20 protein-coding genes are annotated in these 24,444 nt (G+C 64.4%); 16 read left to right on the top strand and 4 right to left on the bottom strand.

Annotated elements, in window-relative coordinates:
* The first annotated feature begins 113 nt into the window (after window positions 1-113).
* The 13 genes from uppS to KF708_14030 all read left to right on the top strand — a co-directional run bounded on the left by uppS (window position 114) and on the right by KF708_14030 (window position 13,753).
* Window positions 114-788: a di-trans,poly-cis-decaprenylcistransferase gene (gene uppS / locus KF708_14090; GenBank protein MBX3413817.1), complete on the top strand. Its 675-nt coding sequence runs from the start codon at window positions 114-116 to the stop codon at window positions 786-788.
* Window positions 789-816: 28 nt separating this feature from the next.
* A complete protein-coding gene (locus KF708_14085; GenBank protein ID MBX3413816.1) occupies window positions 817-1,680 on the top strand; it encodes a phosphatidate cytidylyltransferase in 864 nt (287 codons plus the stop codon).
* Window positions 1,681-1,987: 307 nt separating this feature from the next.
* Window positions 1,988-2,896 carry a PhoH family protein gene (locus KF708_14080; GenBank protein MBX3413815.1) on the top strand — a complete coding sequence of 303 codons (909 nt, stop codon included), beginning with the start codon at window positions 1,988-1,990 and terminating at the stop codon, window positions 2,894-2,896.
* 19 nt (window positions 2,897-2,915) lie between these two features.
* Window positions 2,916-4,604 (top strand): HDIG domain-containing protein, encoded by a 1,689-nt coding sequence (locus KF708_14075; GenBank protein MBX3413814.1) that lies wholly within the window; start codon window positions 2,916-2,918, stop codon window positions 4,602-4,604.
* A complete protein-coding gene (gene ybeY, locus KF708_14070; protein ID MBX3413813.1) occupies window positions 4,604-5,260 on the top strand; it encodes an rRNA maturation RNase YbeY in 657 nt (218 codons plus the stop codon). The genes KF708_14075 and ybeY overlap by 1 nt, the downstream gene beginning before the upstream one ends.
* A complete protein-coding gene (locus tag KF708_14065; protein MBX3413812.1) occupies window positions 5,257-6,555 on the top strand; it encodes an HlyC/CorC family transporter in 1,299 nt (432 codons plus the stop codon). The genes ybeY and KF708_14065 overlap by 4 nt, the downstream gene beginning before the upstream one ends.
* 149 nt (window positions 6,556-6,704) lie before the next feature.
* A complete protein-coding gene (gene recO / locus KF708_14060) occupies window positions 6,705-7,460 on the top strand; it encodes a DNA repair protein RecO (GenBank protein ID MBX3413811.1) in 756 nt (251 codons plus the stop codon).
* 44 nt (window positions 7,461-7,504) lie between these two features.
* Entirely contained in the window at window positions 7,505-8,716 is a 1,212-nt protein-coding gene (gene bamD / locus KF708_14055) for an outer membrane protein assembly factor BamD (protein MBX3413810.1), read from the top strand.
* 30 nt (window positions 8,717-8,746) lie between these two features.
* A complete protein-coding gene (locus KF708_14050) occupies window positions 8,747-9,325 on the top strand; it encodes a hypothetical protein (GenBank protein MBX3413809.1) in 579 nt (192 codons plus the stop codon).
* 130 nt (window positions 9,326-9,455) lie between these two features.
* Window positions 9,456-10,262 carry a dihydropteroate synthase gene (gene folP / locus KF708_14045; GenBank protein MBX3413808.1) on the top strand — a complete coding sequence of 269 codons (807 nt, stop codon included), beginning with the start codon at window positions 9,456-9,458 and terminating at the stop codon, window positions 10,260-10,262.
* Between the two features lie 142 nt (window positions 10,263-10,404).
* On the top strand, window positions 10,405-11,061 hold the full coding sequence (locus KF708_14040) for a hypothetical protein (GenBank protein MBX3413807.1): 657 nt from the start codon (window positions 10,405-10,407) through the stop codon (window positions 11,059-11,061).
* Window positions 11,062-11,206: 145 nt separating this feature from the next.
* Entirely contained in the window at window positions 11,207-12,739 is a 1,533-nt protein-coding gene (gene xylB, locus KF708_14035) for a xylulokinase (GenBank protein ID MBX3413806.1), read from the top strand.
* A 57-nt stretch (window positions 12,740-12,796) separates the two neighbouring features.
* Window positions 12,797-13,753 (top strand): ornithine cyclodeaminase family protein, encoded by a 957-nt coding sequence (locus KF708_14030; GenBank protein MBX3413805.1) that lies wholly within the window; start codon window positions 12,797-12,799, stop codon window positions 13,751-13,753.
* Between the two features lie 260 nt (window positions 13,754-14,013).
* Here the strand turns inward: KF708_14030 and KF708_14025 are convergent, their stop codons facing one another.
* On the bottom strand, window positions 14,014-15,222 hold the full coding sequence (locus KF708_14025) for an ATP-dependent 6-phosphofructokinase (GenBank protein ID MBX3413804.1): 1,209 nt from the start codon (window positions 15,220-15,222) through the stop codon (window positions 14,014-14,016).
* Window positions 15,223-15,611: 389 nt separating this feature from the next.
* Between KF708_14025 and KF708_14020 the strand changes: the two genes are divergently transcribed.
* Window positions 15,612-16,202: a GDSL family lipase gene (locus KF708_14020; GenBank protein MBX3413803.1), complete on the top strand. Its 591-nt coding sequence runs from the start codon at window positions 15,612-15,614 to the stop codon at window positions 16,200-16,202.
* Window positions 16,203-16,280: 78 nt separating this feature from the next.
* Here the strand turns inward: KF708_14020 and KF708_14015 are convergent, their stop codons facing one another.
* The 3 genes from KF708_14015 to glmM all read right to left on the bottom strand — a co-directional run bounded on the left by KF708_14015 (window position 16,281) and on the right by glmM (window position 20,375).
* Window positions 16,281-17,549 (bottom strand): beta-ketoacyl-[acyl-carrier-protein] synthase family protein, encoded by a 1,269-nt coding sequence (locus KF708_14015; GenBank protein ID MBX3413802.1) that lies wholly within the window; start codon window positions 17,547-17,549, stop codon window positions 16,281-16,283.
* A 183-nt stretch (window positions 17,550-17,732) separates the two neighbouring features.
* Window positions 17,733-18,749 (bottom strand): fatty acid desaturase, encoded by a 1,017-nt coding sequence (locus KF708_14010; GenBank protein MBX3413801.1) that lies wholly within the window; start codon window positions 18,747-18,749, stop codon window positions 17,733-17,735.
* A 285-nt stretch (window positions 18,750-19,034) separates the two neighbouring features.
* Window positions 19,035-20,375, bottom strand: coding sequence for a phosphoglucosamine mutase (glmM, locus tag KF708_14005; protein MBX3413800.1), 1,341 nt, complete (start codon window positions 20,373-20,375; stop codon window positions 19,035-19,037).
* Between the two features lie 473 nt (window positions 20,376-20,848).
* On the opposite strand from glmM, the gene KF708_14000 reads away from it, so the two are divergent.
* Complete coding sequence (locus tag KF708_14000) at window positions 20,849-22,669, top strand: phospho-sugar mutase (protein MBX3413799.1); 1,821 nt, start codon at window positions 20,849-20,851, stop codon at window positions 22,667-22,669.
* A gap of 436 nt (window positions 22,670-23,105) precedes the next feature.
* On the top strand, window positions 23,106-24,443 hold the full coding sequence (locus tag KF708_13995) for an excinuclease ABC subunit UvrC (GenBank protein MBX3413798.1): 1,338 nt from the start codon (window positions 23,106-23,108) through the stop codon (window positions 24,441-24,443).
* The last annotated feature ends 1 nt before the right edge of the window (window position 24,444 follow it).

Raw genomic sequence — 24,444 nt, 5'->3', positions numbered from 1 at the left:
AGCTGGCGGCCAAGTCCGACGCTGCCGAAGCGACCGCGCCGTTGCCTGCGGCCGAGCCGCACCCGCAGCTCGACGTGCCTGCCGAGCAGCGACCGCGCCACGTGGCCATCATCATGGATGGCAATGGCCGCTGGGCAAAACGTCAGGGGCGCCCGCGCATCGAAGGGCACCGCCGCGGCGTTGCCAGCGTCCGCGCGTGCGTCGAAGAGTGCGCGCGGCTGCACCTCGCGCAACTGACGCTGTACTGCCTATCGAGCGAAAACTGGAAGCGGCCGCGCGAGGAACTCGATTTCCTCATGCACCTGCTCGAACAGTACATGATCGAAGAGCGTGCCACGTTGATGAAAGAAAACGTGCGCCTCACCGTCATCGGCCGGCGCGAGGGGATTCCCGACTCGGTCGCGCGCGAGATGGACAAGACCATCGCCATGACCGCGGGCAACACGGGCCTGCTCTTGTGCCTGGCGATCAACTACGGTTCGCGGGGCGAGATCGCCGACGCTGTGCGGGCGATTGCCCAAAAGGTGCGTGACGGCCAACTCGATCCCGCGACGATCGACGAATCGACCGTCGCGGCCCATCTCTACACGGCGGGCATGCCCGACCCCGACCTGGTGATCCGCACCGCCGGCGAGATGCGGATCAGCAATTACCTGCTGTGGCAAATCAGCTACGCCGAGATCTGGGTCACCCCGCTCTGCTGGCCCGACTTTCGCGAGGCGGAGCTGCACCGCGCGATTTGCGACTATGCGTCGCGCGATCGTCGTTTTGGCGGATTGAACGAATGACACGCCACGCCGCGCGAAGGGGGCCGCCATGCTGAGGTGGCGTCTACTGCTGGGTGTACTGCTGATCGGGGCGCTCGTCGGTCTCTGTTGGGCCGACTTTCATGCGAGCCAGCCCGGCGTCTGGCTGTTTCCCCTCGTCGTGCTGTTGTCCCTGCTGGCTAGCCAGGAGGTGTTGAACCTGACGTCGGCCAAGGGAGCCCGGCCCCTGGCTTGGGTCGTCTATCTCGGCAATCTGGCAATCGTGGCGAGCAACTGGCTGACCGTCTGGCAGCCCGAGCGATTCCCGACCTTGGCGCCGGTGGCGTGCGCGCTGGGGATGGCGATCTTGCTGGCCTTTGCCGGCGAGATGCGCCGCTACGAGGGGCCGGGCAACGTGACGGTAAACCTGGCCCTGGCGGTGTTTGCCCTGTGCTATGTCGGCGTGCTGCTCAGCTTTCTCGTCGAGCTGCGGTTGTTGGGCAAGGACGTCGGCATGGCGGCCCTCTTGTCGCTGGTGATCATCGTCAAGATGAGCGACACTGGTGCTTATACGGTGGGCCGTCTCGTCGGTCGCCATAAGCTGGCCCCCACGCTCAGCCCCGGCAAGACGATCGAGGGAGGACTGGGAGGGCTCGCCTTCGCCATCCTGGGGGCCTGGTTCTCCTTTACCTGGATGTGGACGCAGCTTTGCGGCGATCGTCCGGCGCCCAGCGCGATCTGGTGGCTCACCTACGCGGTGCTCATTACCGTGGCCGGCGTGATCGGCGATCTGGCCGAATCGCTCCTCAAACGCGACGCCGGACGCAAGGACTCGAGCACCTGGATGCCAGGCTTCGGAGGTGTCCTCGATCTGCTCGATAGCCTGCTCTTGTCGGCGCCCGTCGCCTACGCTTGTTGGGTGTTTGCCGTTTGAGGCTCTCACATCGGCCCTGCCAGAAACGCCCAAAACAACCACTAAACCATTGCAACAAAAAGACATACAGGCCATCGACCCCACAACCCTCGGGGGCGAAATAGCTGACGAGTTCGCCTTTAGATTGTAAACTCTCGAAGTAGCAGGCAGTGTCACGCCAGAGGGATTGGCAGCCGTGCCGCGCGCTTCGACACCAACTGCACTAGAATGGATTTTGCCCTTTCGGGCCTCACATCGCGCCGTACGCGGAGCAGCACACGTCTTGACGGTCGAACAAACCATTACGGTTGTCGATTCCAAGGTATTGATGTCCCTGTTCGGGACTTGCGATCAGCACTTGCGTGCGATTCGCGAGGCTTTGCAGGTCAGCATCACCGCGCGCGATAACCAAGTCCACATTGAAGGGGACGACAAGTCGGTCGCCCTCGCCACTGAAGTGCTCGAACAGCTCAAGTCTCTGGCCACACGGCACGGTTCCGTCTCGCCCGAGGAAGTGAATACCTTGCTGGCGACCGTTCGCAACGGCGAACGGATGGCCGAGACCGCGCCGATCGACGTCTTGAGCACGGGCCGTAAGATTCGTCCTCGCACGGCGGGCCAGGCCCGGTACGTCCGCGCCATCCAGGACCACGACCTGATCTTTTGCGTGGGGCCAGCCGGCACGGGCAAGACTTATCTGGCCGTGGCCATGGCGGTGGCGGCGCTCAAGCGCGAACAAATCAAGAAGATCGTGTTGGTCCGTCCCGCGGTCGAGGCCGGAGAAAGCCTGGGCTTCCTGCCGGGGGATCTGCAGGCCAAGATCAATCCTTATCTCCGCCCGCTGCTCGATGCCCTGCGCGAGATGATGGATTACGATCAGGTCAAGCGTTACATGGACGACGACCTGATCGAGGTGATTCCGCTGGCCTATATGCGCGGCCGGACGTTGAACGAGGCCTTCATCATTCTCGATGAGGCGCAGAATACGACTGTGCCGCAGATGAAGATGTTTCTTACGCGGATGGGGCACGGCTCGAAGATCGTCGTCTCGGGCGACACGACGCAGGTCGACTTGCCCCACCATACGCGTAGCGGTTTGATCGACGGCCTGAAACGCCTTGAAGGGATCAAGGGTTTCGGCGTCGTGCGGCTGAACAATTCCGATATCGTGCGCCATCCGCTCGTGCAGGCGATCGTGGAAGCGTACGAGGATCGTGCCCCCAAGCAGCATCGCTAGGCTGCTCGAGCGAGTAATCATGGCCACTGGTGGTCGTCGTCGAACGCGGTCGCAACGGGTTGCCTCGCTCGAACTCCCTCCCGGGCGGTTCGAGCGCGTGCTGGCCACGCTGCGCACGCGCGACGTCCTGCTCAAGCTGGCCGCCTGTTGCCTGGCCGCCCTTATCATCTGGGCCGTCACGGCCGCCTGGGCCATCCCCTTCAGCTACCGCGTGGGCTACGTGCCGCGACACGACGTGCGCTCCCGCGTCACGTTCGAAGAATCGTCTCCCGGCGGCGGGCAGCGGGGCGCCGTCCGTGAAGCGGGAGAGGTGCTGGCCCCGGCCGGTCGCCCCCTGACCGTCGAGGACGTCCGCCTGCTGAAGCAGGAGCACGAGGCACAGCGTTCCGGACGCGCGTCGAATCAACGCCTTTCGGATCGCCTGCATCGCTCGGCCGCGTTTTTCATCTTCCTCGCGGCGCTGTTCGCGATGTGCGGCTTTTATCTCACGGCCCGCGACCGCCAGATCCTGACCACGCCGATGCGGCTCGGCACGGTCCTCTTTCTGGCCGTGCTGGCGATCACGCTGGCCATGTGGATCACGCCCGATCCGTGGCGGGCCGATGTCGTGCCCCCCCTCTTGTTCGGCATGACGGTGGCCATTGCCTTCAGCCTCGAGACGGCCCTGGTGCTGACCACGGCCCTGACGCTCGTCATCACCGTGGTCACCGGCGGCACGCTGGGCGACTTCCTGATTCAGATGAGCTCGGTCGTCACGGCGTCGCTCATGTGCGGCCACGTGCGTAGCCGCAGCAAGCTCATCAAGGTGGGGCTCATCACCGGGGTCGTGTCGGGCATCGCCACGCTGGGCGTCGGCATTCTCGAGCACCAACCGTTGGGCATGCCCCTGCTGACCGCCGCCGGCCGCAACGTCATGTGGTCGGTGGCCGCCGGGTTCCTGATGACCGGCCTGCTCCCCACGATCGAACGACTCTTCGGCGTGCTGACCGAAATCAGCTTGCTCGAGCTGGGGGACGTGGCCCATCCGCTGTTGCAAGAGCTCGTGCGGCGCGCGCCGGGCACCTACAACCACTCGATCAACGTCGCCTCGCTGGCCGAGGCCGCCGCCGAGGCCATCGGCGCGAACGGCCTGCTCGTCCGCGTCGGCGCCTACTTCCACGACATCGGCAAGATGTTCAAGCCGGGCTATTTCATCGAGAACGTCGGGCAAGACGTCAACCGGCACGAATCGCTCGTCCCGGCCATGAGCACGCTGATCATCATCGCGCATGTGAAAGACGGCGCCGACCTGGCCCGCCAGCATCACCTGCCGCAGCCGATCATCGATTTCATCGAGCAGCACCACGGCACCACACTCGTCGAATACTTCTATCGCCGCGCGAGCCAGATTCGCGATTCGAATCCCGACGCGAGCGAAGTCGAGGAAAACAGCTTCCGCTACCCGGGCCCCAAGCCGCAGACGAAGGAAGCCGCGGTGCTGATGCTTTCGGACGCGGTCGAAGGGGCCTGCCGCGTGCTCGTCGAGCCGACTCCCGCGCGCATCGAGAATCTCGTCCACGACCTGGCGATGAAGCGTCTGCTCGACGGCCAGTTCGACGAGTGCGGCCTGAACCTGCTCGAGTTGAGCGCCATCGAGGAGAGCTTAGTCAAGTCGCTCACCGCCGTGTATCATGGCCGGGTTAAATATCCCGATCAGAGGACGGCCTGATGCATGCCCCGACGAAAGGACGCGCCCGCCGGGCGAAGTCGGCGGCAACCAACCGCCCTGTCAAGCCGCGTCCCGCGGCCGCGGCGCTACGCATTGTCGTGGCGAACGAGCAATCGATCCTCAAGGTCAAAGCGGCGCGGCTCGTCGAGGCGGTGCGCGTCGTACTGGCTGGTGAAGGAGTCGCCGCCGCCGAGATCAGCATCGCCGTGGTCGACGATCCAACGATCCACGCGATCAATCGCGATTTTCTCCAGCACGACTTCGCCACCGATGTCATCACCTTTGCGCTGGGCGACGAAGGGGGCTTGCTCGAAGGCGAGATCGTCGTCAGTGCCGAGACGGCCCGCACGGTCGCCGGGCGGCACGGCGTCGAGCCGGCCGATGAACTGGTGCTCTATTTGATCCATGGCGCCCTGCACCTGACGGGGTACGACGACCTCTCGTCCGCGCCGCGTGCCCGCATGCGAGCGCGCGAGCAACATTACCTCGCCGCATTGGGGCTCGAGCTCGTTCCGGTCGACGCGGAACCGCCTCGCGCCAAGATTCGCCCTGCCAAGAGCGTTTCCCGGCAAGTCAAGCAGCCGTCGCGCGGTGGGCGCGGCGGCACGAAACGCAGGCGAAGCACGAACGGGACGCACGGAGCGTCGGCAACGTGATCGAAGACCCTGCCCTCTGGCTGACCATCGTTAGCTTTGCCGTCACCGCTATCACGGCGATCGGCCATCGCGCGCTGCGCGACTTCTCGCGCCACGACCTGGCCGAGATCTGCATGCGCAACAACGACCAGAATCGCCTGGGCGATATCGTGCGCCACCACGAACGCGTCGCCGTGGGCGTCGAAACGCTCCAGGTGCTGGCCACGGCCCTGCTCGTCAGCAGCACAACCTATTGGCTCTGGTTCGAGCCTTTTCGCGCCAACACCCTGGGTTGGAACACGCTGCTCGTGGGGGGCATCTCGGCGGGGCTGATCCTGCTGGCCGGCGAGATCTGGGTCCCCTGGGCCGTCGCGCGTCTCTGGGCCGAACCGTTCGTCTACTACACCTGGCGCTTCTGGAAAGCCGTCAGCACGATCGCCTGGCCCCTCGTCTTCTTTGCCAGCATGGTCGACACCGTGCTCCACCGGCTTGCCCGCCGCCCGCCGCAGCGGACGAGCGAAGAGACGTTCGAGGAAGAGATCCGCACCCTGGTCAGCGAAGGTCATCGCGAAGGGCTCCTCGAAGAAGACGCCCGCGAAATGATCGAGAGCGTGATTGAGCTGAGCGACGTCGCGGTCTCGCAGGTGATGACGCCCCGGACCGACATGGATTGCATGCGCGCGGGGCTCAGCGTTCGCGAGGCGCTCGAGTTCGTCAGCCACGCGGCCCACTCGCGCATTCCCGTGTATGGCAAGAACCGCGACGACATCGTGGGCATTTTGTACGCGAAAGACGTGCTGCAATGCGTGGCCCGTGGCGCGGACCTCGACCAGGAGCAGGTCGAGCCGTTATTGCGCCGGCCCCACTTCGTGCCCGAGACCAAGCCGATCGATCGCCTGCTGCAGGAGTTCCAGCACACGCGGAATCACATCGCCATCGTGCTCGACGAGTTCGGCGGGGTCTGTGGGCTCGTGACGATCGAAGACGTGCTCGAGGAGATCGTCGGCGAGATCATCGACGAGTACGACGAGGTCGAGGCCGAGGGGATCAAGCAGCTCGACGACCGCACCGCCGAGGTGCTGGCACGCGTCCACATCGACGAGATCAACGAACGGCTTGGGCTGAAGATCGACGACCAGAGCGACTTCGATACCATTGGCGGCTTCGTCTTCAGCCGCCTGGGACACATGCCTCGCGGGGGGGAATCGATCGTCTGGAACAACGTGCGGATCACGGTGATCGAAGTCTCGCGGCGCCGCATTCAACGCTTGCTGATCGAGGTGCTCGACGAGGCCCATCCGCAGGGCGTCCAGTAGCACGCCTGCCAGCCATTCCGATTCATCCGCAGATTACGCAGCTTTCACAGATGACTGATTCGATGGGGCAAATGTCCGGCATCCAATCTGTGTAATCTCGGTAATCTGTGAGTGGATGACTCCTTCCTCCTCCGCCCGCCGCGCTTGCCATGTCTACGGAAAAAGCCGATGCCCTCGTTCTTCGCGTGATCGATTTCAGCGAGACGAGCAACATCGTGACTTTGCTGACGCGCGAATTCGGCAAGATACATGCTTTGGCCAAGGGAGGGCGCCGGCCGAAGGGGCCGTTCGAGTCTGCCCTTGACCTTCTCTCCGAATGTCGAGTAGTGTTCCTGCGCAAGTCGTCGGAGGCACTCGATCTCCTGACCGAAGCCAAGCTGGAGAAGCGATTTAGAGGACGACGTAGAGATTTAACGAGTCTCTATGCCGGTTACTACGTCGCCGAACTGCTGAGCGAGCTCACGCACGATTCCGATCCTCATCCCGAACTGTACGACGCCGCGGTGCGCACCTTGGCGGCCTTGGGCGGTACGGGACCGATCGCACCGATCGTGCTGCGATTCGAGCTCCTCGCACTCCATCTGGTGGGGCACGCGCCTTCGCTGTCGACCTGTGTCGGCTGCGGAGTCGAGGTGGAGCCCGTCGGTCGGGTTTATTTCGGGCATGTCGCTGGCGGCGTGTTGTGCCCTGCTTGCCGTGCCGGCCGCAAGAATGTCGTTTCGGTGAGTGCGGCTACCATCAAGGTGTTGGCCGCTTTTGCCGATCCTGAGGGCGAAGACTGGCAACAACTCGAACTACCCCCGCGCGGAAGTGGCGAGCTCCGCGCTCTCGTCAACCATTACTTGAGTCATGTCATCGGGCGACGCCCGCGCATGCACGCTTATCTCGGATTCCTGTCCAGCTAGTCGCCGCTACACCTCGACCGATCAACTCGACAAGGACGTCGTTGATGCGCGTTTGTCGCACTGTCAGACTGCTTCTGCTCGCCGCCGTCGTCCCGATGGTCGGCTGCAGCGCCACGTCGAACAAGGGCGCGTCCGACGGCTCGTTCTGGTCGCGGATGTGGAATCGATCCCCCGACGCCTCGGCGACCGCCGCGACGGGCAACTTGCCGGGCGCGCCCATTCCCGAGCAAGGCGATCCCCTCCCCGGGGAAGAGCTCGAGTGGTATGACCACATCAACCCGAAACGCATCGGCAACAACATGAAATCGCTGGTCGGTCTGGGTCCCGACCGCGCGATCGCCGAGAAGGCCTATAAGGAAGGGGAGGATCTCTTCCGCCAGGCCAAGTACAACCAGGCCGCCAAGAAGTTCAAAACGTCCGCCGGTCGCTGGCCCGACTCGGCGCTCGAGGAAGACGCCCTCTTCATGCAGGCCGAGTCGTACTTCTTCGCCGATCGCTATGGGGCGGCGAGCGACACGTACGCCCGCGTGACCAAGAAGTTCGAAAACTCGCGTCACCTCGACACGATCTCGCAGCGGCATTTCTCCATCGCGCAGTATTGGCACGAATGGCACCTGGCCGAGCCGCACTGGCCGATCACGCCCAACTTTACCGACAAGACGCGCCCCTGGTTCGACGACAACGGCAACGCGGTCGCGGCGTTCGAGAGCGTCCACCTCAACGATCCGACTGGTCCGCTGGCCGACGACGCTATCATGGCCACGGCCAACGCGCACTTCCTGGCCGATCGCTACGAAGACGCCGACTACTACTACGACCTGCTGCGCCGCGACTATCCCAAGAGCGAGCATCAGGCCAAGGCACACGTGCTGGGATTGCGCAGCAAGATCCAGTCGTATCAGGGACCGGTCTACGATCACACGCCGCTGAAGGAAGCGGGCGATCTGATCGATCAGACGCTCGTGCAATTTCCCGAGCAATCGAAGGAAGAGCGCGAGCGCTTGCTGCTCGCGCGGCAGGCCGTCAAGGCGCAAGAAGCCCAGCGTGTGTGGGAAATGGGCGAGTTCTATCGCCGCAAGAAGGAACACCGCGCGGCGCGTTTCTACTACAACCGCGTCGTCGATGACTACGCCGATACCCGCTTCGCCGAGCTGGCCAAGACGTCGCTCAACGAGATCGAAGGACTGCCCGACAAGCCGAAGAACTACTTCAAGTGGCTGACGAAGGCCTTCGACGCCACGAACTTCCAACGCTAGCGCGAACTCCTCAGCCGAAAGGCCGCCTCGATGCGACGCGTTGCCCACCAGCACGAGAATCGCCTCCTCACGCGCCGCCAGTTCGCCGCGTTGCTGGGCCCGCCCCTGGCCTTGGCCTGCTTCGCGTCGGTCACCGGCTGCGCGGCGTACCAGGTCGGCACGAGCACGCTCTATCCGTCCGACATCACCACGGTCTATGTCCCGGTGATTCGTTCGACGAGCTTCCGGTACAACCTGGGCGAGATGCTCACCGAGGCCGTCGTCAAAGAGATCGAACTGAAGACCCCCTACAAAGTGGTCGATAGCGACGTCGCCGATAGCATCCTCTCGGTCGAGATCGTCAGCGATACCAAGCGCATCATCATCGAGAGCCCCACGGACGAAGGCCGCGACATCGAGTGGCAGATGGTGGCCCTGGTGAGCTGGGTCGACCGCCGCGGTGAGCTGCTCCGTCAGGGAAGTCCCATTCCGGTACCCAACTCGTTCACGCAGGTCTCGCAAACGGCCAATATCGTGCCGGAAGTGGGCTCGTCGATCATCACCGCTGAACTGGATAGCATGCACCGCCTGGCCGAGCAGATCGTTGGGCTAATGGAAGCCCCCTGGTAAACTCGACGGCATGAGCGCCGCCGCCGAGCCTGCCGACTCGTTTCCCTCCCGGTTTCCCTGGCCTGACACGCGCGCCACGTTGTGGCGTACCTCGCGGCGCACGCTGACCCTGCCACGTCGGCCGCTGGTGATGGGCATTCTCAACGTCACGCCCGACAGCTTTTCGGATGGTGGGCGATCGTTTGCCACCGAGGCTGCCATCGAACGCGGCCTGCAGCTCGCGCGCGATGGGGCCGACCTGATCGACATCGGCGGCGAGAGCACCCGCCCCTACAGCGATCCCGTCGCGGCCGACGAAGAATTGCGCCGCGTGTTGCCGGTGGTCGCCGCGCTTGCGCAGCGCGTCTCGGTACCGCTGTCGATCGATACGTCAAAAGCCAGCGTGGCCCAAGCGGCCCTCAGTGCCGGCGCCGAGATCATCAACGACGTCACGGGGCTTGCGGGAGACGCCGACATGCTCCGCGTGGCCCGCGATTCCGGCGCCGGCGTCTGTGCCATGCACATGCTCGGCACGCCCCAGACGATGCAGGACGATCCGCGTTACGACGACGTCGTGCGCGAAGTCGGAAGCTACCTGCGGCAGCGGCGCGAGGCCCTGTTCGAGGCCGGCATCGAGCGCGAGAGGATCGCCCTCGACCCGGGCATCGGCTTCGGCAAATCGCACCAGCACAATCTCGACCTCTTGGCAGCCTGCGGCCACTTTCACGAGCTCGGGTGTCCCCTCTTGGTCGGGCATTCGCGCAAGGGATTCATCGCCAAGCTGATCGGCGATAAAGAGGCCGATCGCACCCCCGGCACCATCGGCGTCGCCCTTTCCCTGGCCCTGTCGGGCGTGCAGATAGTGCGGGTGCATGACGCGGCGGCCGTGCGGCAGGCCCTGCTCCTCTTCGAGGCCACGGGGGGCTTCGACGGACAGGCCACAAGGATCGAGTCATAACCATTTACACAGTAATTGGTTAGGCCCCCGCCATTTCTGCCCAACCGGGCTATTCTTCGGACGATTTCTTGACCGATGACGTAAGAATAGCAATAGGTTGCGCCATTCGATGGGCGTAACTTCGGAAATGGAGACGCGGACGATGCGACGCATTTGGACGGCACTGCTGGGCGCGGTGGTTCTATCTTTGCTCTTGGGGCGAGGCGCCGTCGCTCAGGATCGGGACCGCGCTCCTTTGAATGGCCCCCCCTTGGCCGATCCCGCCGCGGTCGTGCGTCTGCTGCAATCGCCCGCGGGTCAGGCCGATCTTCGCCTCACGGCCCGCCAGCGTCAGGCCGTGAAGCAATTGGCTGGCGAGGTCCAGGCCGTCACCAAGCCGCTCAAGGGTCAGAACGCCCGCCAGCGCGCCGCCACGGCGAAATCGACCTCGAAGACGTTGGCCGACGTCGACACGAAGCTCCGCACGATCCTTTCGCCTACTCAACTACAGCGCATCGAGCAGATCGGCTACCAGTATCCGAGCGGTCCGCAGTATTTGCTCAACCCGAGCCTGGCGTCGAAGATTCACCTGCGTCCCGAGCAGATGGTCTACGTGACGCAGTTGGCCTCGCGGTCGGACGCGGCCTGGGGCCATTACGCGCAGACGGTTCCGCCCGGTGTCGCTCCCGCCGTGGCGCGGTACGAGTTTCTGCGGATGCTGGAATCGCAGACGGCTGACCTGGTGCTGAGCGATCAGCAAGCGGCGGCGCTCCGCGATGCCATGGGCGTCCCGTTCGATTGGTCGAACACCGGCCTGTAAGTTCACGGGTCGACGCGTCCATCAAAAGGCAGGACGCGTTCCGCGCCCCTTCGCCACGGTTCAATTGTCTCCCTGCGGAGAGTACAATCCCGCCACGCGTGCCGCTCGGGTACGTGGCAGGGAATCCGCAGGGGAACAAGCATCCATGAGCGTCTTTCTCGGCATCGATATCGGCACCTCCGGCACGAAGACCCTGGCCATTACGCCCACGGGCAAGATCCTGGCCGAGGCCACGTCGCTCTACCCGTCGTACCACCCCAAGCCCCTTTGGAGCGAGCAGGAGCCGCAAGACTGGTGGGATGCCACCGTCAAGACGATCCGCGCCGTGGTGCGCAAGGCCAAGCTCAAGCCGGCCGATGTCCGCGCGATCGGTCTCTCGGGACAAATGCACGGCTCGGTCTTTCTCGACAAGAACGACCGCGTCATTCGCCGCGCGCTGTTGTGGAACGATCAACGCACCGCCGCCGAATGCGACGAGATGGAACGCCGCGTCGGGGGACGTGCCGAGCTGATCAAGCTCGTGGCCAATCCGGCGCTGACCGGCTTCACCGCGCCGAAGATCCTCTGGCTGCGCAACAACGAACCGAAGCAGTTCGATAAGACGCGCAAGGTGCTATTGCCCAAGGATGACGTCCGCCGGCGACTGACGGGCGAGTACGCCACCGATGTCAGCGATGCCAGCGGCATGCTGCTGCTCGACGTCGCGAAACGCCAGTGGTCGCAGCCTCTGCTCTCCGCGCTCGAACTCGATCTCGACTTGTTGCCCACCTGCTACGAGTCGGAAGAGGTTACCGGAAAACTCACGAAGGAGGCCGCCAAGACCCTCGGCCTGACGGCTGATTGTCTCGTCGTCGGCGGCGCCGGCGATTGCGCCGCGGGCGCCGTCGGCAATGGCATCGTCAGCCGGGGCACGCTGTCCACGTCGATCGGCACGTCGGGGATCATGTTCGTCCACAGCGACGACGTGAAGATCGATCCCCTCGGCCGGCTGCACACGTTCTGCCATGCCGTTCGCGGCAAGTGGCACATGATGGGGGTGAGTCTTTCTGGCGGTGGCTGCATGCAGTGGTTCCGTAACAAGCTCTGCCAGGCCGAGATCGCGGCGGCGAAGAAAACCAAACGCGATCCCTACGACACGCTGAACGATGAAGCCCGCGAACTGCCTCCCGGCAGCCAGGGACTGATCTTCCTGCCTTATCTGGCGGGCGAGCGGACGCCTCACGCCGATCCCGACGCCCGCGCGTGCTTCGTCGGCCTGACCTTGGCCCACACGCGGGGCCACATGGTGCGTGCCATCATGGAAGGGGTGGCCTACGCCATGCGCGACAGCCTCGCGATCATCCGCGAGTTGGACGTGCCCGTGCGTCAGATTCGCGCCTCGGGGGGAGGCTCGAAGAGTCCCCTCTGGCGTCAGATCCAGGCCGACGTCTTCGGCCAGAAGGTGGTCACGATCAACGCTGAGGAGGGGCCGGCGTACGGCGTGGCCCTGTTGGCCGCGGTCGGGGCTGGCGCCTTCAAAAACGTCGAAGAGGCCTGTTCGGCGACCATTCGCGTCGTCAAGGAGACACCGGTTCAAAAGCCGGCCGCGAAATACTACGACCGTGGCTTCCCACTCTACCAGCAACTCTACCGCTCGCTGAAAGACGACTTCAAACGCATCGCTGAGCTGGAGAAGTAACGTTAGAATCGACTGCTGCCGTTCGTGTAAACCGCAGGCGAATCGGAAGGAGCGAGCATGGCTGCGCTGTTTCTCACCGAGGCCGAAGTCAGTCGGCTGCTCGACATCCGCCGTGCGATGGACCTGGTCGAGGCGGCCTTCCGCCGACTCGCCGCGGGCGAAGCCACGAACGTGCCGCGCGTCCGCGCCGTCGGGCAGACGAGCGTGTTGCACGCGATGAGCGCCTCGGCCGACTACCTGGGCTACTCCGGGGCCAAGCTCTACGCCACGGTCCGTGGCGGAGCGCGTTTTCATCTCGCGCTCTACTCGCAGGCTAGCGGCGAGTTGGCCGCCCTGATCGAGGCCAACCGGCTCGGCCAATTGCGCACCGGCGCCACTACCGGCGTGGCGGCAGCGGCCATGGCCCCCCTCGATGCCGCCGAGATGGGACTCTTCGGCACCGGCTTTCAGGCCGAGACGCAACTGGCCGCCCTGTGCGTCACGCGCCCCATCAAGCAGGCCTTCGTCTACAGCCGCAAGCCAGAAAACCGCGCCTCGTTTGCCGACCGCATGTCGAATCGGCTGGAAATCGACGTCACGCCGGTCGATCGCCCCCAGGACGCCGCCGAGGATCTGCCTATCGTAGTCACCGCCACGACGGCCCGCGAGCCGGTCTTCGACGGCCATTGCCTGGCCGAAGGGACACACGTGGCCGCGGTCGGGTCGAACTGGTGGAACCGCGCCGAGATCGACGCCGATACCGTGCGCCGCGCCGATACGGTCGTCTGCGACAGCGTCGAGGCCTGCCGCCGCGAGGCAGGCGATTTCCGCGATGCGCTCGAGAAGGGCATCTTCGACTGGGCGCGGGCCGTCGATCTCGCCGAAGTGGTCGTCGGCCGCGCCGTCGGCCGCCGCAAGGCGGACAGCGTGACCCTCTTCAAATCGGTCGGCATGGCGATCGAGGACGTCGCCCTGGGGGTCTGGCTGCTAGAACAAGCCCGCGCCGAACACCTCGGCACGCCGCTCCCCCTGTAGGTTCGGAAAATCGTCCGTGTCGCGCAGCGACAAGAGGATTGATAGACGGCCCTTCTGTCGAAGATTCTTGGTTGAGCGGTTGCTCGTTCCTCGGGTCGCTGCGCGACACCGACCATCTTGCGACTTCTGCTTCTTTCAAAAGGAGAGTTTTTTCCGCAAGATGATCGGTGCTACCCCGCCGCAGTGTATTTCCCGGTGTTGTTCAGCGCAACATCGAGAGGCGCGAGCGAGGGCTTTTTTGATCGGGAACACCGCCCCGGTCAAAATGTTCCATGCGCCGCCACGAAGTCGGCGCTGGCTTCGCCGTTCAGTTCGCCGTTCGACACAGCGGAGACGGGGTCGGCCTGGCACATGTGGAAGGGGCTTTCCGTGGCCGAGCGATCGCCGAAGCTGATGCCCAGCGCCCGGGCTGCCTGCACGCACGAGCCGTTGGGATCGACCATCGACAGCTTGCCCGCCGCTTCGGCGATGGGCACGCTTTCAATATGGGGCGGTCGGAAACAGACCATCTCGCCGTAGCGTTTGTGATGGACGAGCCGGACGGCATGCGCGCCGAATTGTGTCGCCAGCACGCGGTCGAAAGTGGTGGGATTCCCGCCTCGCTGCAAGTGGCCGAGCACGACGCAGCGCACATCGCGATGCAATCGGGCCTGGATCTCGCCCGCTACGACGTGACCGATGCCCCCCAAGCGCGCCTGGCGGCGTTCTCCGGCCGGGCCCACCGTCACCAGGTTGCCGTCGGGTAGCTCGGCGCCTTCGGCCACGACGAGGAGCGTGAAGCGCCGGCCCTTCGTCTCGCGGTCGAGAATCTTGTGGCAGACGTGTTCGAAGGTCCAGGGGATCTCGGGCAGGAGGATCACGTCGCCGCCGCCGGCGATCCCTGCGTGCAGGGCGATCCACCCGGCGTGGCGTCCCATGACCTCGAGCACCATGATGCGTTCGTGGGCCGCGGCGGTCGTGTGGAGCCGGTCGAGGGCGTCGGTCGCGCACGCCACGGCGCTATCGAAGCCGAACGTGTACGCCGTGGAGGAGAGATCGTTGTCGATCGTCTTCGGCACGCCGACGACGGGGATGCCGAAGTTGTGGAACTGGTCGGCGATCGTGAGCGAGCCATCGCCACCGACGCAGATCAATCCGGAGAGGGATAACTGATCGACGGTGGTCTTCACCTTTTCGAGCAGCTCGTGTTCGATCTCGAGCTTATCGTCGGCGCCCACTTTGGCGGCGAAGCGACCCTGATTGGTCGAGCCGAGAATCGTGCCCCCCTGCGTGAGAATGCCCGAGGTATTCTTGGGCGTCAGGGGGATGTAACAGACGGGGTCGACGAGCCCCTCGTAACCCTTGAGAAAGCCGACACACTCGTAGCCGAGTTGATCCGCCGCTTTCACCACGCCGCGAATGACGGCATTCAAACCGGGGCAATCGCCGCCGCTGGTGAGGATGCCGACACGCTTTTTGGACTGGCTCATGGCAGTGCTGGAATAAGACCTCCCGGTGCGCAGCCGAACGGTGCGTTCCCACGAGGGTGCGCGCCGCTCTCAAGTCTAGGTTGCCAGTAAGGGGGCAAGCCCCACGAAAAAGTGCAAAGCAAGCGTGTGGCAGGGTTGGTGCCACGATTCTAGCACGCCCAAGCTTCCACGGCCACGTGCCAGCTATTAAGCTCATAATCCCCCCGCTGGGCACGACACGGCGTCCCCTTTGCCGGCCCAGCCCCCAGAAACCTCACCACCAACCGGGAGTCCCCACCGTGCCGCGCTCCAGCCTGACCTTTTGCCTGTTCACCCTGTTGACCCTCGGTCCGATCGTCCAGGCGGCCGAGCATTCGGCCGTCTCGCCCGAGCCCCGCGACGGCAATTGGATGGTGCGTCACGAGGCGATTAACAAACGCACGCAAGAGGGGAATATCGACCTGGTCTTTCTGGGAGACTCGATCACCCAGGGCTGGAACAACAACGCGGTGTGGCAGAAATATTTCGCCCCGCGCAACGCGGCGAACATGGGGATCGGCGGCGACCGCACGCAGCACGTGCTGTGGCGGTTGGATCACGGCAACATCGACGGCATCCAACCCAAGCTGGCGGTGGTCATGATCGGTACGAACAACTCGAACCGCACGGACAACACGGCCGAGGAAATCGCCGACGGCATCAAGGCGATTGTCGCCAAGCTGCGCGAGAAGCTGCCCGAGACCAAGGTGCTGCTATTGGCCATTTTCCCGCGCGGCGAGAAGCCGAATCCGCAGCGCGAGAAGAATGCACAGGCCAGCCAGCTCGCCTCGGAGGTGGCTGACGACAAGATGGTCTTCTATCTCGACATCGGTCCGAAGTTTCTCACCGAGGATGGGACGCTCACCAAGGAGATCATGCCCGACTATCTGCATCTCAGCCCGCAAGGTTACGAGATCTGGGCCGAAGCGATCGACGCCAAGGTCGCCGAGCTGATGAAGTAGAAGCAGGTCAGGTACGCGCGTACCTGACACTTGTTCGAGTTGGCCACGTCAAATGTTGTCAGGTACGGAGTACCTGGCCTACGCGCCGGCGAGGAGCAGGCCGGCCGATTGACCTTCGGCCGTGTGACTGAGGAGCAGTGCGGTGGCCGGTCGTCCCGCGAGGGAGCGGTGTCGCACGACGTCGATCGGGCACTCGGGAGCGACGCACTCGACGTTCAACGTGGGGGGCACGACCCCGGCCTCGAGCGCCAACAGGTTCACGGCCAATTCGACGGCCCCGGCCGCCGCGCCGAGGTTGCCGAAGTAGCTCTTCGGCGCCAAGACGGGCACGTCCCCCAGCGTTTCGTGAATCGCCACCGCTTCGACACGATCGTCGTGCCGCGTGCTAAGGCCGTGCGCGCTGACGTGTCCCAACTCGGCAGGGCTGATCCTTGCGTCGGCCAGGGTCGCGCGGATCGCCTGGGCAATCGCGACGCCGGTGATTGGGCCGGCGGGGGGCAGGGGTTCGCAGGCGCCGCCGTAGCCAAGCACTCGGCCCAGGATCTTCGCGCGTCGGGCCTCGGCGTGGTCCTCGCTTTCGAGCACGAAGACGGCCCCCCCTTCGCCGAACACCTGACCATCGCGCTCGCGGTCGAAGGGGCGGGAGGCCAGTTCCGGTCGATCGTTGCGGTGCGACATCTCGAGCGTGAGGCAGCGGCGCACATAATCGATGGGGTGCATGCGCGAGCTCACGCCCCCCGTGATGACGACGTCGGCGCCGCCACGTTCGATGAGTCGCTGCGCCTCGGCCACGGCCAGAAACGTGGAGAGTTCTCCCTGGTGCAACGTGTTGTTGGCGCCGCGGGCATCGTGCAGGATCGAGATATGACAGGCCGGCATGTTGGGCAGCACTTTGAGGAATCCCAGCGGATACATCGCCGAGAATCCGTCGGTGGCCCAGCGCTCGTATTCGAACGTGCCCTCGGGGGCACAGGCATGGTAGGTGGGGGCCGACTCGGTCAGCTCGTTGCGCAGGCGGTCCGCGCCCAGCACGACCCCGAAGCGATCGGGGTCGAGTTGCCCGGCCGCGATGCCGGCATCGGCCAGGGCCAGGTCCGAACACGCCACGGCAAACTGCGAGTCGCGGGCCATCACCTTAAGCGATTTGCGTGGGCGAACGAATTCCTTGGGCTCGAAGTCACGCACTTCGGCCGCGATGCGCGCGGGCAGATGGATCGAGTCGAACGCCTTGACCAGGGCCACGCCGCTGCGGCCCGAGACGATCGATTGCCAGAAACGCTCGCGGCCGATGCCGAGCGGACTCACTATGCCGACGCCGGTGATGACGACCGAAGGGCGTTCGCGCATAGGAGATTTGAAGCGTTGCGAAAACCGGTTATCGAAATGCGAAGCGTCAGATTCTTGTAGGTCAGGTACTCCGTACCTGACAATCGATCGAGTTGGCCGCGCCAAACATTGTCAGGTACGGCGTACCTGACCTACGCACAGGCCGGCGGCCTGTGCCGCTGCCCAATAGTCACTACCCACTAGTCAAGACTTCTTCCCGGCCGACCAGGATCGCGGCAGGACCACTTCCTGGGCAAGCCCGACTCGCTCGAGGAGCCAGATCGTGAGGTAGGTGACGTCGAACTCCCACCAGCGATGTCCGTGCGCCGCGGCGCGCTGCTCGGCGTGATGGTTGTTGTGCCACCCCTCGCCGTTGCTCACCAGGCCCACGAACCAGTTGTTCTTGCTGTTTTCGTCCGTCTCGTAATTGCGGTAGCCCCACAGATGGGTCACCGAGTTGACGCTCCAGGTGATGTGCCACACGGCCACCGTGCGCACGATGACGCCCCAGACCACCAGGCTCAATCCGAACTGGACGCCAGCCAGCCAATCGCCCGTCATGGCCCAGCCCGCGAAAAAGCCACCGAGATAGAAGACGCCCACGTGGGCGACGTAGATCCACAACCAGTTCAGATTGCGTTCGATGCCCATGTAGAACGGATCGCGAAAGATGTCGCGGCCGTATTTTTCGTAGGTGTTCATGTTGTTGACGTCGCGATTGGCCACCAGCAGCCAGCCGACGTGGCCCCAGAGAAAGTTCACCAGGGGGCTGTGCGGATCGGGGCGTTCATCGGAATGCTGGTGGTGCAAGCGGTGAACGACCACCCAGCGGCCCGGAGCATCCTGCAGACAGCAGACGCCCAGGATGGCGAAGGTGCGCTCGAGCCAGCGCGGGCATTCGAAGCTGCGGTGTGTGAGCAGTCGGTGGTAGCAGAGGTTGATGCCGAGCGTGCCAAAGACATAGAGCCCCAGCAGGGCCAGCACGACCCCCGTCCAACTGAAGAAGTAGGGGAAGAAGGCCAGCGGCAGCAGCAAGTGCATGCCGCCGATCCCGATCACATAGGGCCACAGAATCTTGAGACCGGCGACGCCTTCGGGCGGGGGCAGCCGCGAGGGATCGGGCACATAGCCCAGCTCGGCCTGCGGTTCGGCAGTGCCTTGGTTGGCGCTGGTGGCGCTAGATGTCGGCCGCTTCGGTTCCGTGACGGTCGTGCGCGACATTTTGGTATGACTCCGTAGCGCTAGCGCGTGGGGCTGGACTGCGCCATTTCGCTGGAAAACCCATCTTCCCAAACGGCATTTACGTGTCAATGAGCCGTGTGGGGCGAGTTATCGGCTTTTCCGTCAGGCGAAGTCAGCGGGAATGGGAAAATCTCCCCAGTCTAGCGGCTTTTCAGGCCGCCTTGGCCGAGGGTGCCATTGGGTCCGCACCAAGAACCACCGGCAGCAAGGGGAGCAGCGGACTGTCATTCTACGCGCGAAGGGCGTGCCGATGTTACTCGCGACTTAACGAGTTAACAGGGCCTCGGCCTCGGCACAGAGCCGGTCGGCCTCGGCGCGGGTGGGGGCCTCGGACATGGCGCGGACGATCGGCTCGGTATTGCTGGCCCGGACCAGGAGCCACTTGCCCGGCCAATCGAGCCGCAGGCCGTCGAGACGATCGGACTTCGCGTCGGGGAAGTGCGCGGCCAGTCGTTCGAGCCCCGCGGCGACGCGTTCCGGGGGGAGCGTGATCTTGGTCTTGGCCATCTCGTAGCGGGGCAGCTCCGCGGCCAATACGGCGACGGGGAGCTCGCGTGCGGCCATCGCGTCGAGTAACAGCGCCATGCCGACGAAGCTGTCGCGCACGAAGCCCACGCGCGGGTCGATCACGCCGCCATTTCCCTCGCCCCCGATCGCGGCGCTCTCCTGCCGCATGAGCCCAACCACGTTGGCCTCGCCCACCGCCGAACGGAAGAAAGGCACGTCGTACCTGGCGGCCAGGTCTTCGCTCATGCGGCTGGTCGAGCAGTTCGTGACCACGGGACCGGGATTGCGGCGCAGCACGTGATCGACGCACATCGCCAGCGTGTATTCCTCGCCGAGGTAATTCCCCGCGGCATCGATGACCGCTAGGCGATCGGCATCGGGATCCTGGCAAAAGCCGACGTCGGCCCCCATGCGCACCACCTGTGGCAAGACCTCGCGCAGATTTTCGGCGGTCGGCTCGGGCGTATGAGCGAAGAGTCCGTCGGCGACATCGCCCAGCACTTCGACCTCGCAGCCTAGGACCTCGAGCAGATTGAAGCCCAGTTCGCTGCCGGCGCCGTGATTCGAGTCGAGCAGGACGCGAAACTGGCGGTCGCGAATGCGGTCGACATCGACCGTGGCGAGCACCAGCTCGAGATGCCGATCGAACGGATCGCCGCAGACGTCGGTGCTGCCGACGTGCGCATGCCCGACCCAGGCCGGCGAGCGCGAGCGATAGGCGTTGATCACCGCCTGGCCTTCCGCGGCCGAGATGACGTATCCGTGCGAGCCGAACAGCTTCATGCCGTTGTATTCGGGCGGGTTGTGGCTGGCCGAGATTTGGATGCCGCCGGCGGCATGGTAGCGCCGCACGAGCACGCCCGCGGTGGGCGTGGCGCAGACGTCGGCGTCGATCGTATCGCGTCCGATCGCCATCAAGCCGGAGTGAATCGCCTCGGCCAGCATGGCTCCCGTCGCCCGGCCGTCGCGCGTGATGACGAGCGGCCCCTCTTCGAGCGTCGAGGCGAAGGCACAGGCGTAGCGTAGAGCGACCTCGGGGGTGAGACTGTCTCCCACGATGCCGCGCAGCCCCGAGACACTAATGATCGGCTCGCTCAAGGGAGTTCGTCCTTACACTCGGTACCGCGGAAGGTGAAGGTTTGGCCGTCGAAGTATACGCCATTCGCGATTTTCTTCGCTAGGAACCCTGGCGATAAGAAAGTGGCACAGGCCGCAGGTCCCTGCTGTTTGAGCCGGAGTCCTCGCAAAAGTTTTTTGAAGTCGTGCTATCGACGAATCTTAACCCGAAGCGTGAGCGAGGGAGCGCCTCGGTCGACGTTCTTTCCAGGAATCCCCTCGCTGACGCTTCGGGTTGTGATGTGCTCGTAACCAGCAAATCCTTCGAGCAGACACGACACGGCGAGTTCGCGACCCTAGCACATACTGCTGGGTACTCAAAATCGAACAGCACAGGCCGGCCGAGCGGTGCCACTTCTCTTAGGCTGGCCGCCCCTTGTGGCGAGTGCCAAATCCAGGAGAATAATTGCCTGGATTCCCCTGTTTCGTGGCCGCTAGCGAGTGTTTTCCCGACGATGGCTGAGCAACTCTCGAGTGCCGATCGGCAGACCGCTTTGACCCAACTCGAACAAGCGGAGCAGGCCGGCCAGGTGACGCACGCGGCGGCGGCCAACATCCGCGAGTGGCTCAACGAGCCACGGTTCGCCGAGTACGCCCCGCGCGTGGCGGCCGACATCGGCGCGGCCCATTGGCGCCACCTCGACGACGCCTTCTGGACCGTGATCCCCTTCGGCACCGGAGGCCGCCGCGGCAAGATGTACCCGGTCGGCACGAATGCCATCAACGATCGCACGATGGGCGAAAGCGCGCAGGGGCTGGCCGACTATGTTCGCGAGAACAACGCCGCCAGCGAGCTCTCGTGCGCGATCGCCTACGACACGCGGCACAAGTCGCGGCACTTCGCCGAATTGTGTGCCGAGATCCTAGTGGCCGCCGGCTTCAAGGTGTACTTCCTCGATGGCTACCGCAGCACGCCGGAACTCTCGGTGGCCGTGCGCCACAAGCGTTGCTCGTGCGGCATCATGATTACGGCCAGCCACAACCCCCCCTCGGACAACGCGATCAAGGCCTACTGGTCGACCGGCGGACAGCTCCTGCCGCCGCACGACAAAGGGGTGATCGAGCGCGTCATGGCGGTCCAGACGATCGAGCGGATTCCGTTCGATAAGGCCCGAGCTGAAGGGCGCATCGTCTACTGCCAGGAAGAGGTCGACCGCGTCTATCTCGAAGGGATGCTCACGCAACGCGTGGCCGGCCCGCGCCAATTGAAGGTGGTTTATTCCCCCATGCACGGCGTGGGGGCGTCGGCAGTGCTGCCCGTGCTGGCGGCCGACGGCTTCGAGGACGTGGAACTTTTCGAGCCGCACGCGCAGCCGGACGGCGATTTCCCGAATGTGCCTGGTCACGTGTCGAACCCAGAGAATCCCGCCACGTTCGACGCCATGATCGTCCGGGCGAAAGAGATCGGAGCTGACCTGGTGCTCTCGACCGATCCCGACGCCGATCGATTGGGCTGCGCCGCGCCGCGCAAGGCGGGGGGCGAATGGGCCACGTTCACGGGCAATCAGATCGCGGCGCTGTTGGCCGAGTTCCTCTGCGAAGCGCGGCGCAAGGCGGGCGCGACTTCGCCCGAGCATTACCTGGTGAAGACGCTCGTCACGAGCGACATCATTCGCCGCATCGGCGAAAGCTATGGCGTGCGTACCTATGGCGATTTGCCCGTCGGTTTCAAATGGATCGCCGGCCTGATGGACGAAAAGGGCCCCGATCGTTTCCTGTTCGGGGCGGAAGAATCGCACGGCTTTCTGGCGGGCACATACTCGCGCGATAAGGACGCGGGCGTGGCCGCCCTGTTGCTGGCCGAGTTGGCCGCGCAACTCAAGGCCGAACGCAAAACGCTGTGGGAAAAGCTCGAGGCGCTCTACTGGCAATATGGCTATCACGCCGAGCGAACCGTTTCGCAGACGATGCCCGGTTCGGAGGGGATGGCGCGGATGACGGCCCTGATGCAGGCTTTCCGTTCGAATCCGCCGCAGAGCCTGGGCGGGATCCAAGTCGCACAGGTCCGCGACTTCCAACACGGCGTCGTCCTTCTGCCGTCGGGCGAGCGCCAACCGCTCGACGCACCGCGCACCGATATGGTCATGCTCGACCTGGCCGCGGCGGGTAACTCGATCGCCGTGCGTCCCTCGGGCACGGAGCCGAAGGTGAAGTTCTACATGTTCGCCTACGAGCCGGCCGAGATGCTGGCGAACCTCGACGACACGCGCGAGGAACTTGACGCGCGATTCCAGGCCCTGGAAAAGGATCTCGCCGCGTATGCGGAGAAGATCTGATTACCCGGGACGCGCAACGTATCGAATGGATAGCACGGACGATATTCCGGAGCGACGTTCCAAGCTGTCGAACTCCGAGTCGGAATGTCGTCCGTGTCGCGCAGCGACCAGAGGTGTGGTGCGCGGCCAAGCCACGATTGCGAGCGAATCGCCACAATGCCTCTGGTTGCGGCGCAACACCGACTATTTTGCGACGTGCGTCGAGTGAGTGGATAGCCGGCTCCGCAAAATGATCGGTGCTACCCCATGACTCCCTACTTGACAAAGCTCGACGTGGCGAATCGATCAAGTGTCAGGTACGGGGTACCTGACCTACAATGTAGCGGGGCTGTTTCCAGGGGCGTTTTCGAGCGAGGGATGTGCGCGCGTGAGTGACCCGGCCGAACAGCCTGAGCCGAACGAGGGAGCCCGCGAGCCTCTACCGCCGGCCGAGGAGATGGTCGAGGCCTTGGCCGAGGATGCGCCGTTGGGGTTCCGGGCGGCCGCGGCCAAGGTGCGCGAGTTCCCCCACACGCCGGGCGTCTATCTGATGAAGGACGCCGCGGGACGCGTGATCTATGTCGGCAAGGCCAAGAACCTGCGTTCGCGCGCGGGGAGCTACTTCCTCAAAGCGGCGGCCGAGGAACGTCGCACGGCCGAGTTGGTACGCGAGATCGCCGATATCGACTTTCTTGAGGCCGATAGCGAAGTGGACGCCCTGTTGATCGAGGCGCGGCTCATCAAGGATGTCCGCCCGAAATACAACACCGACTTCAAGGACGACAAGAGCTTTCCCTACCTCGAGATCTACACCCGCGAGGACTTTCCCCGCGTCGAGTTTACCCGCGAGCCGAGCGAACGGGGGACTAAGTTGTACGGCCCCTTCGCCAGCGCGGGCAGCCTGCGCGGGGCCATCCAGGTGCTGCAGAAGATCTTCAAGTTCCGCACGTGCAGCCTGGACATTGAGGACGGGGACGAAAAGTGGCGCTGGTTTCGTCCCTGCCTGCTGGCGAGCATCCAGCAGTGTACGGCTCCCTGCAATCTGCGGATCTCGAAAGAGGAATATCGCCGCGATATTCGCCGCTTGCGGATGTTTCTCGAAGGGCACAAGAGCAAGTTGCTTTCGGAACTGCGGGACGAGATGACCGAGGCAGCGTCGAAGCGGCTGTTCGAGAAGGCGGCCCGACTGCGCGACGAAATCCGCATGCTCGAGACGCTCGACGAGCGCGGCGAGCTCGACACGCACGAGCAGCCCGAGGTGTTTTATATCGACCCCAAGAAGGGATTGGCGGGCTTGAAGAAGGTGCTGGGGCTCGACGAGACACCGCGCACGATCGAAGGGGTGGACATCGCCCATCTCGGTGGGCAGGACACCGTGGCCAGCCTGGTGCAATTCATCGACGGCCTCCCCTTCAAGCCGGGCTATAAGCGGTATCGCATCCAGGGGGTAGCCGGCATCGACGACTTCGCCAGCATACACGAGGTGGTCGCTCGACGGTTCCAGCGGCTCGACGAGAACCAGGAGGTCTTCCCCGACATCCTGCTGATCGACGGGGGCAAGGGGCAACTGGCGGCTGGGCTGGCGGCCTTCGAGTCGCTGGGCATCCGGCCGCCGACGGTGATCTCGCTGGCCAAGCGCGAGGAGGAAATTTATCGCCTGGGCGAGTCGGAGCCTCTCAAGCTGTCGCGGCACTCGTACGCGCTACGGCTGTTGCAGTACGTGCGCGATGAGGCGCATCGTTTCGCGCAGCATTACCACCACATCCTACGGCGAAAGAAGACGCTCGGCGAATAGG

Source organism: Pirellulales bacterium, assembly GCA_019636335.1.
In the GTDB taxonomy this organism is placed as follows: Bacteria; Planctomycetota; Planctomycetia; order Pirellulales; family JAEUIK01; genus JAHBXR01.
Note: the sequence above shows the minus strand (reverse complement) of the source record. Positions and strands in the feature narration are given on the sequence as shown.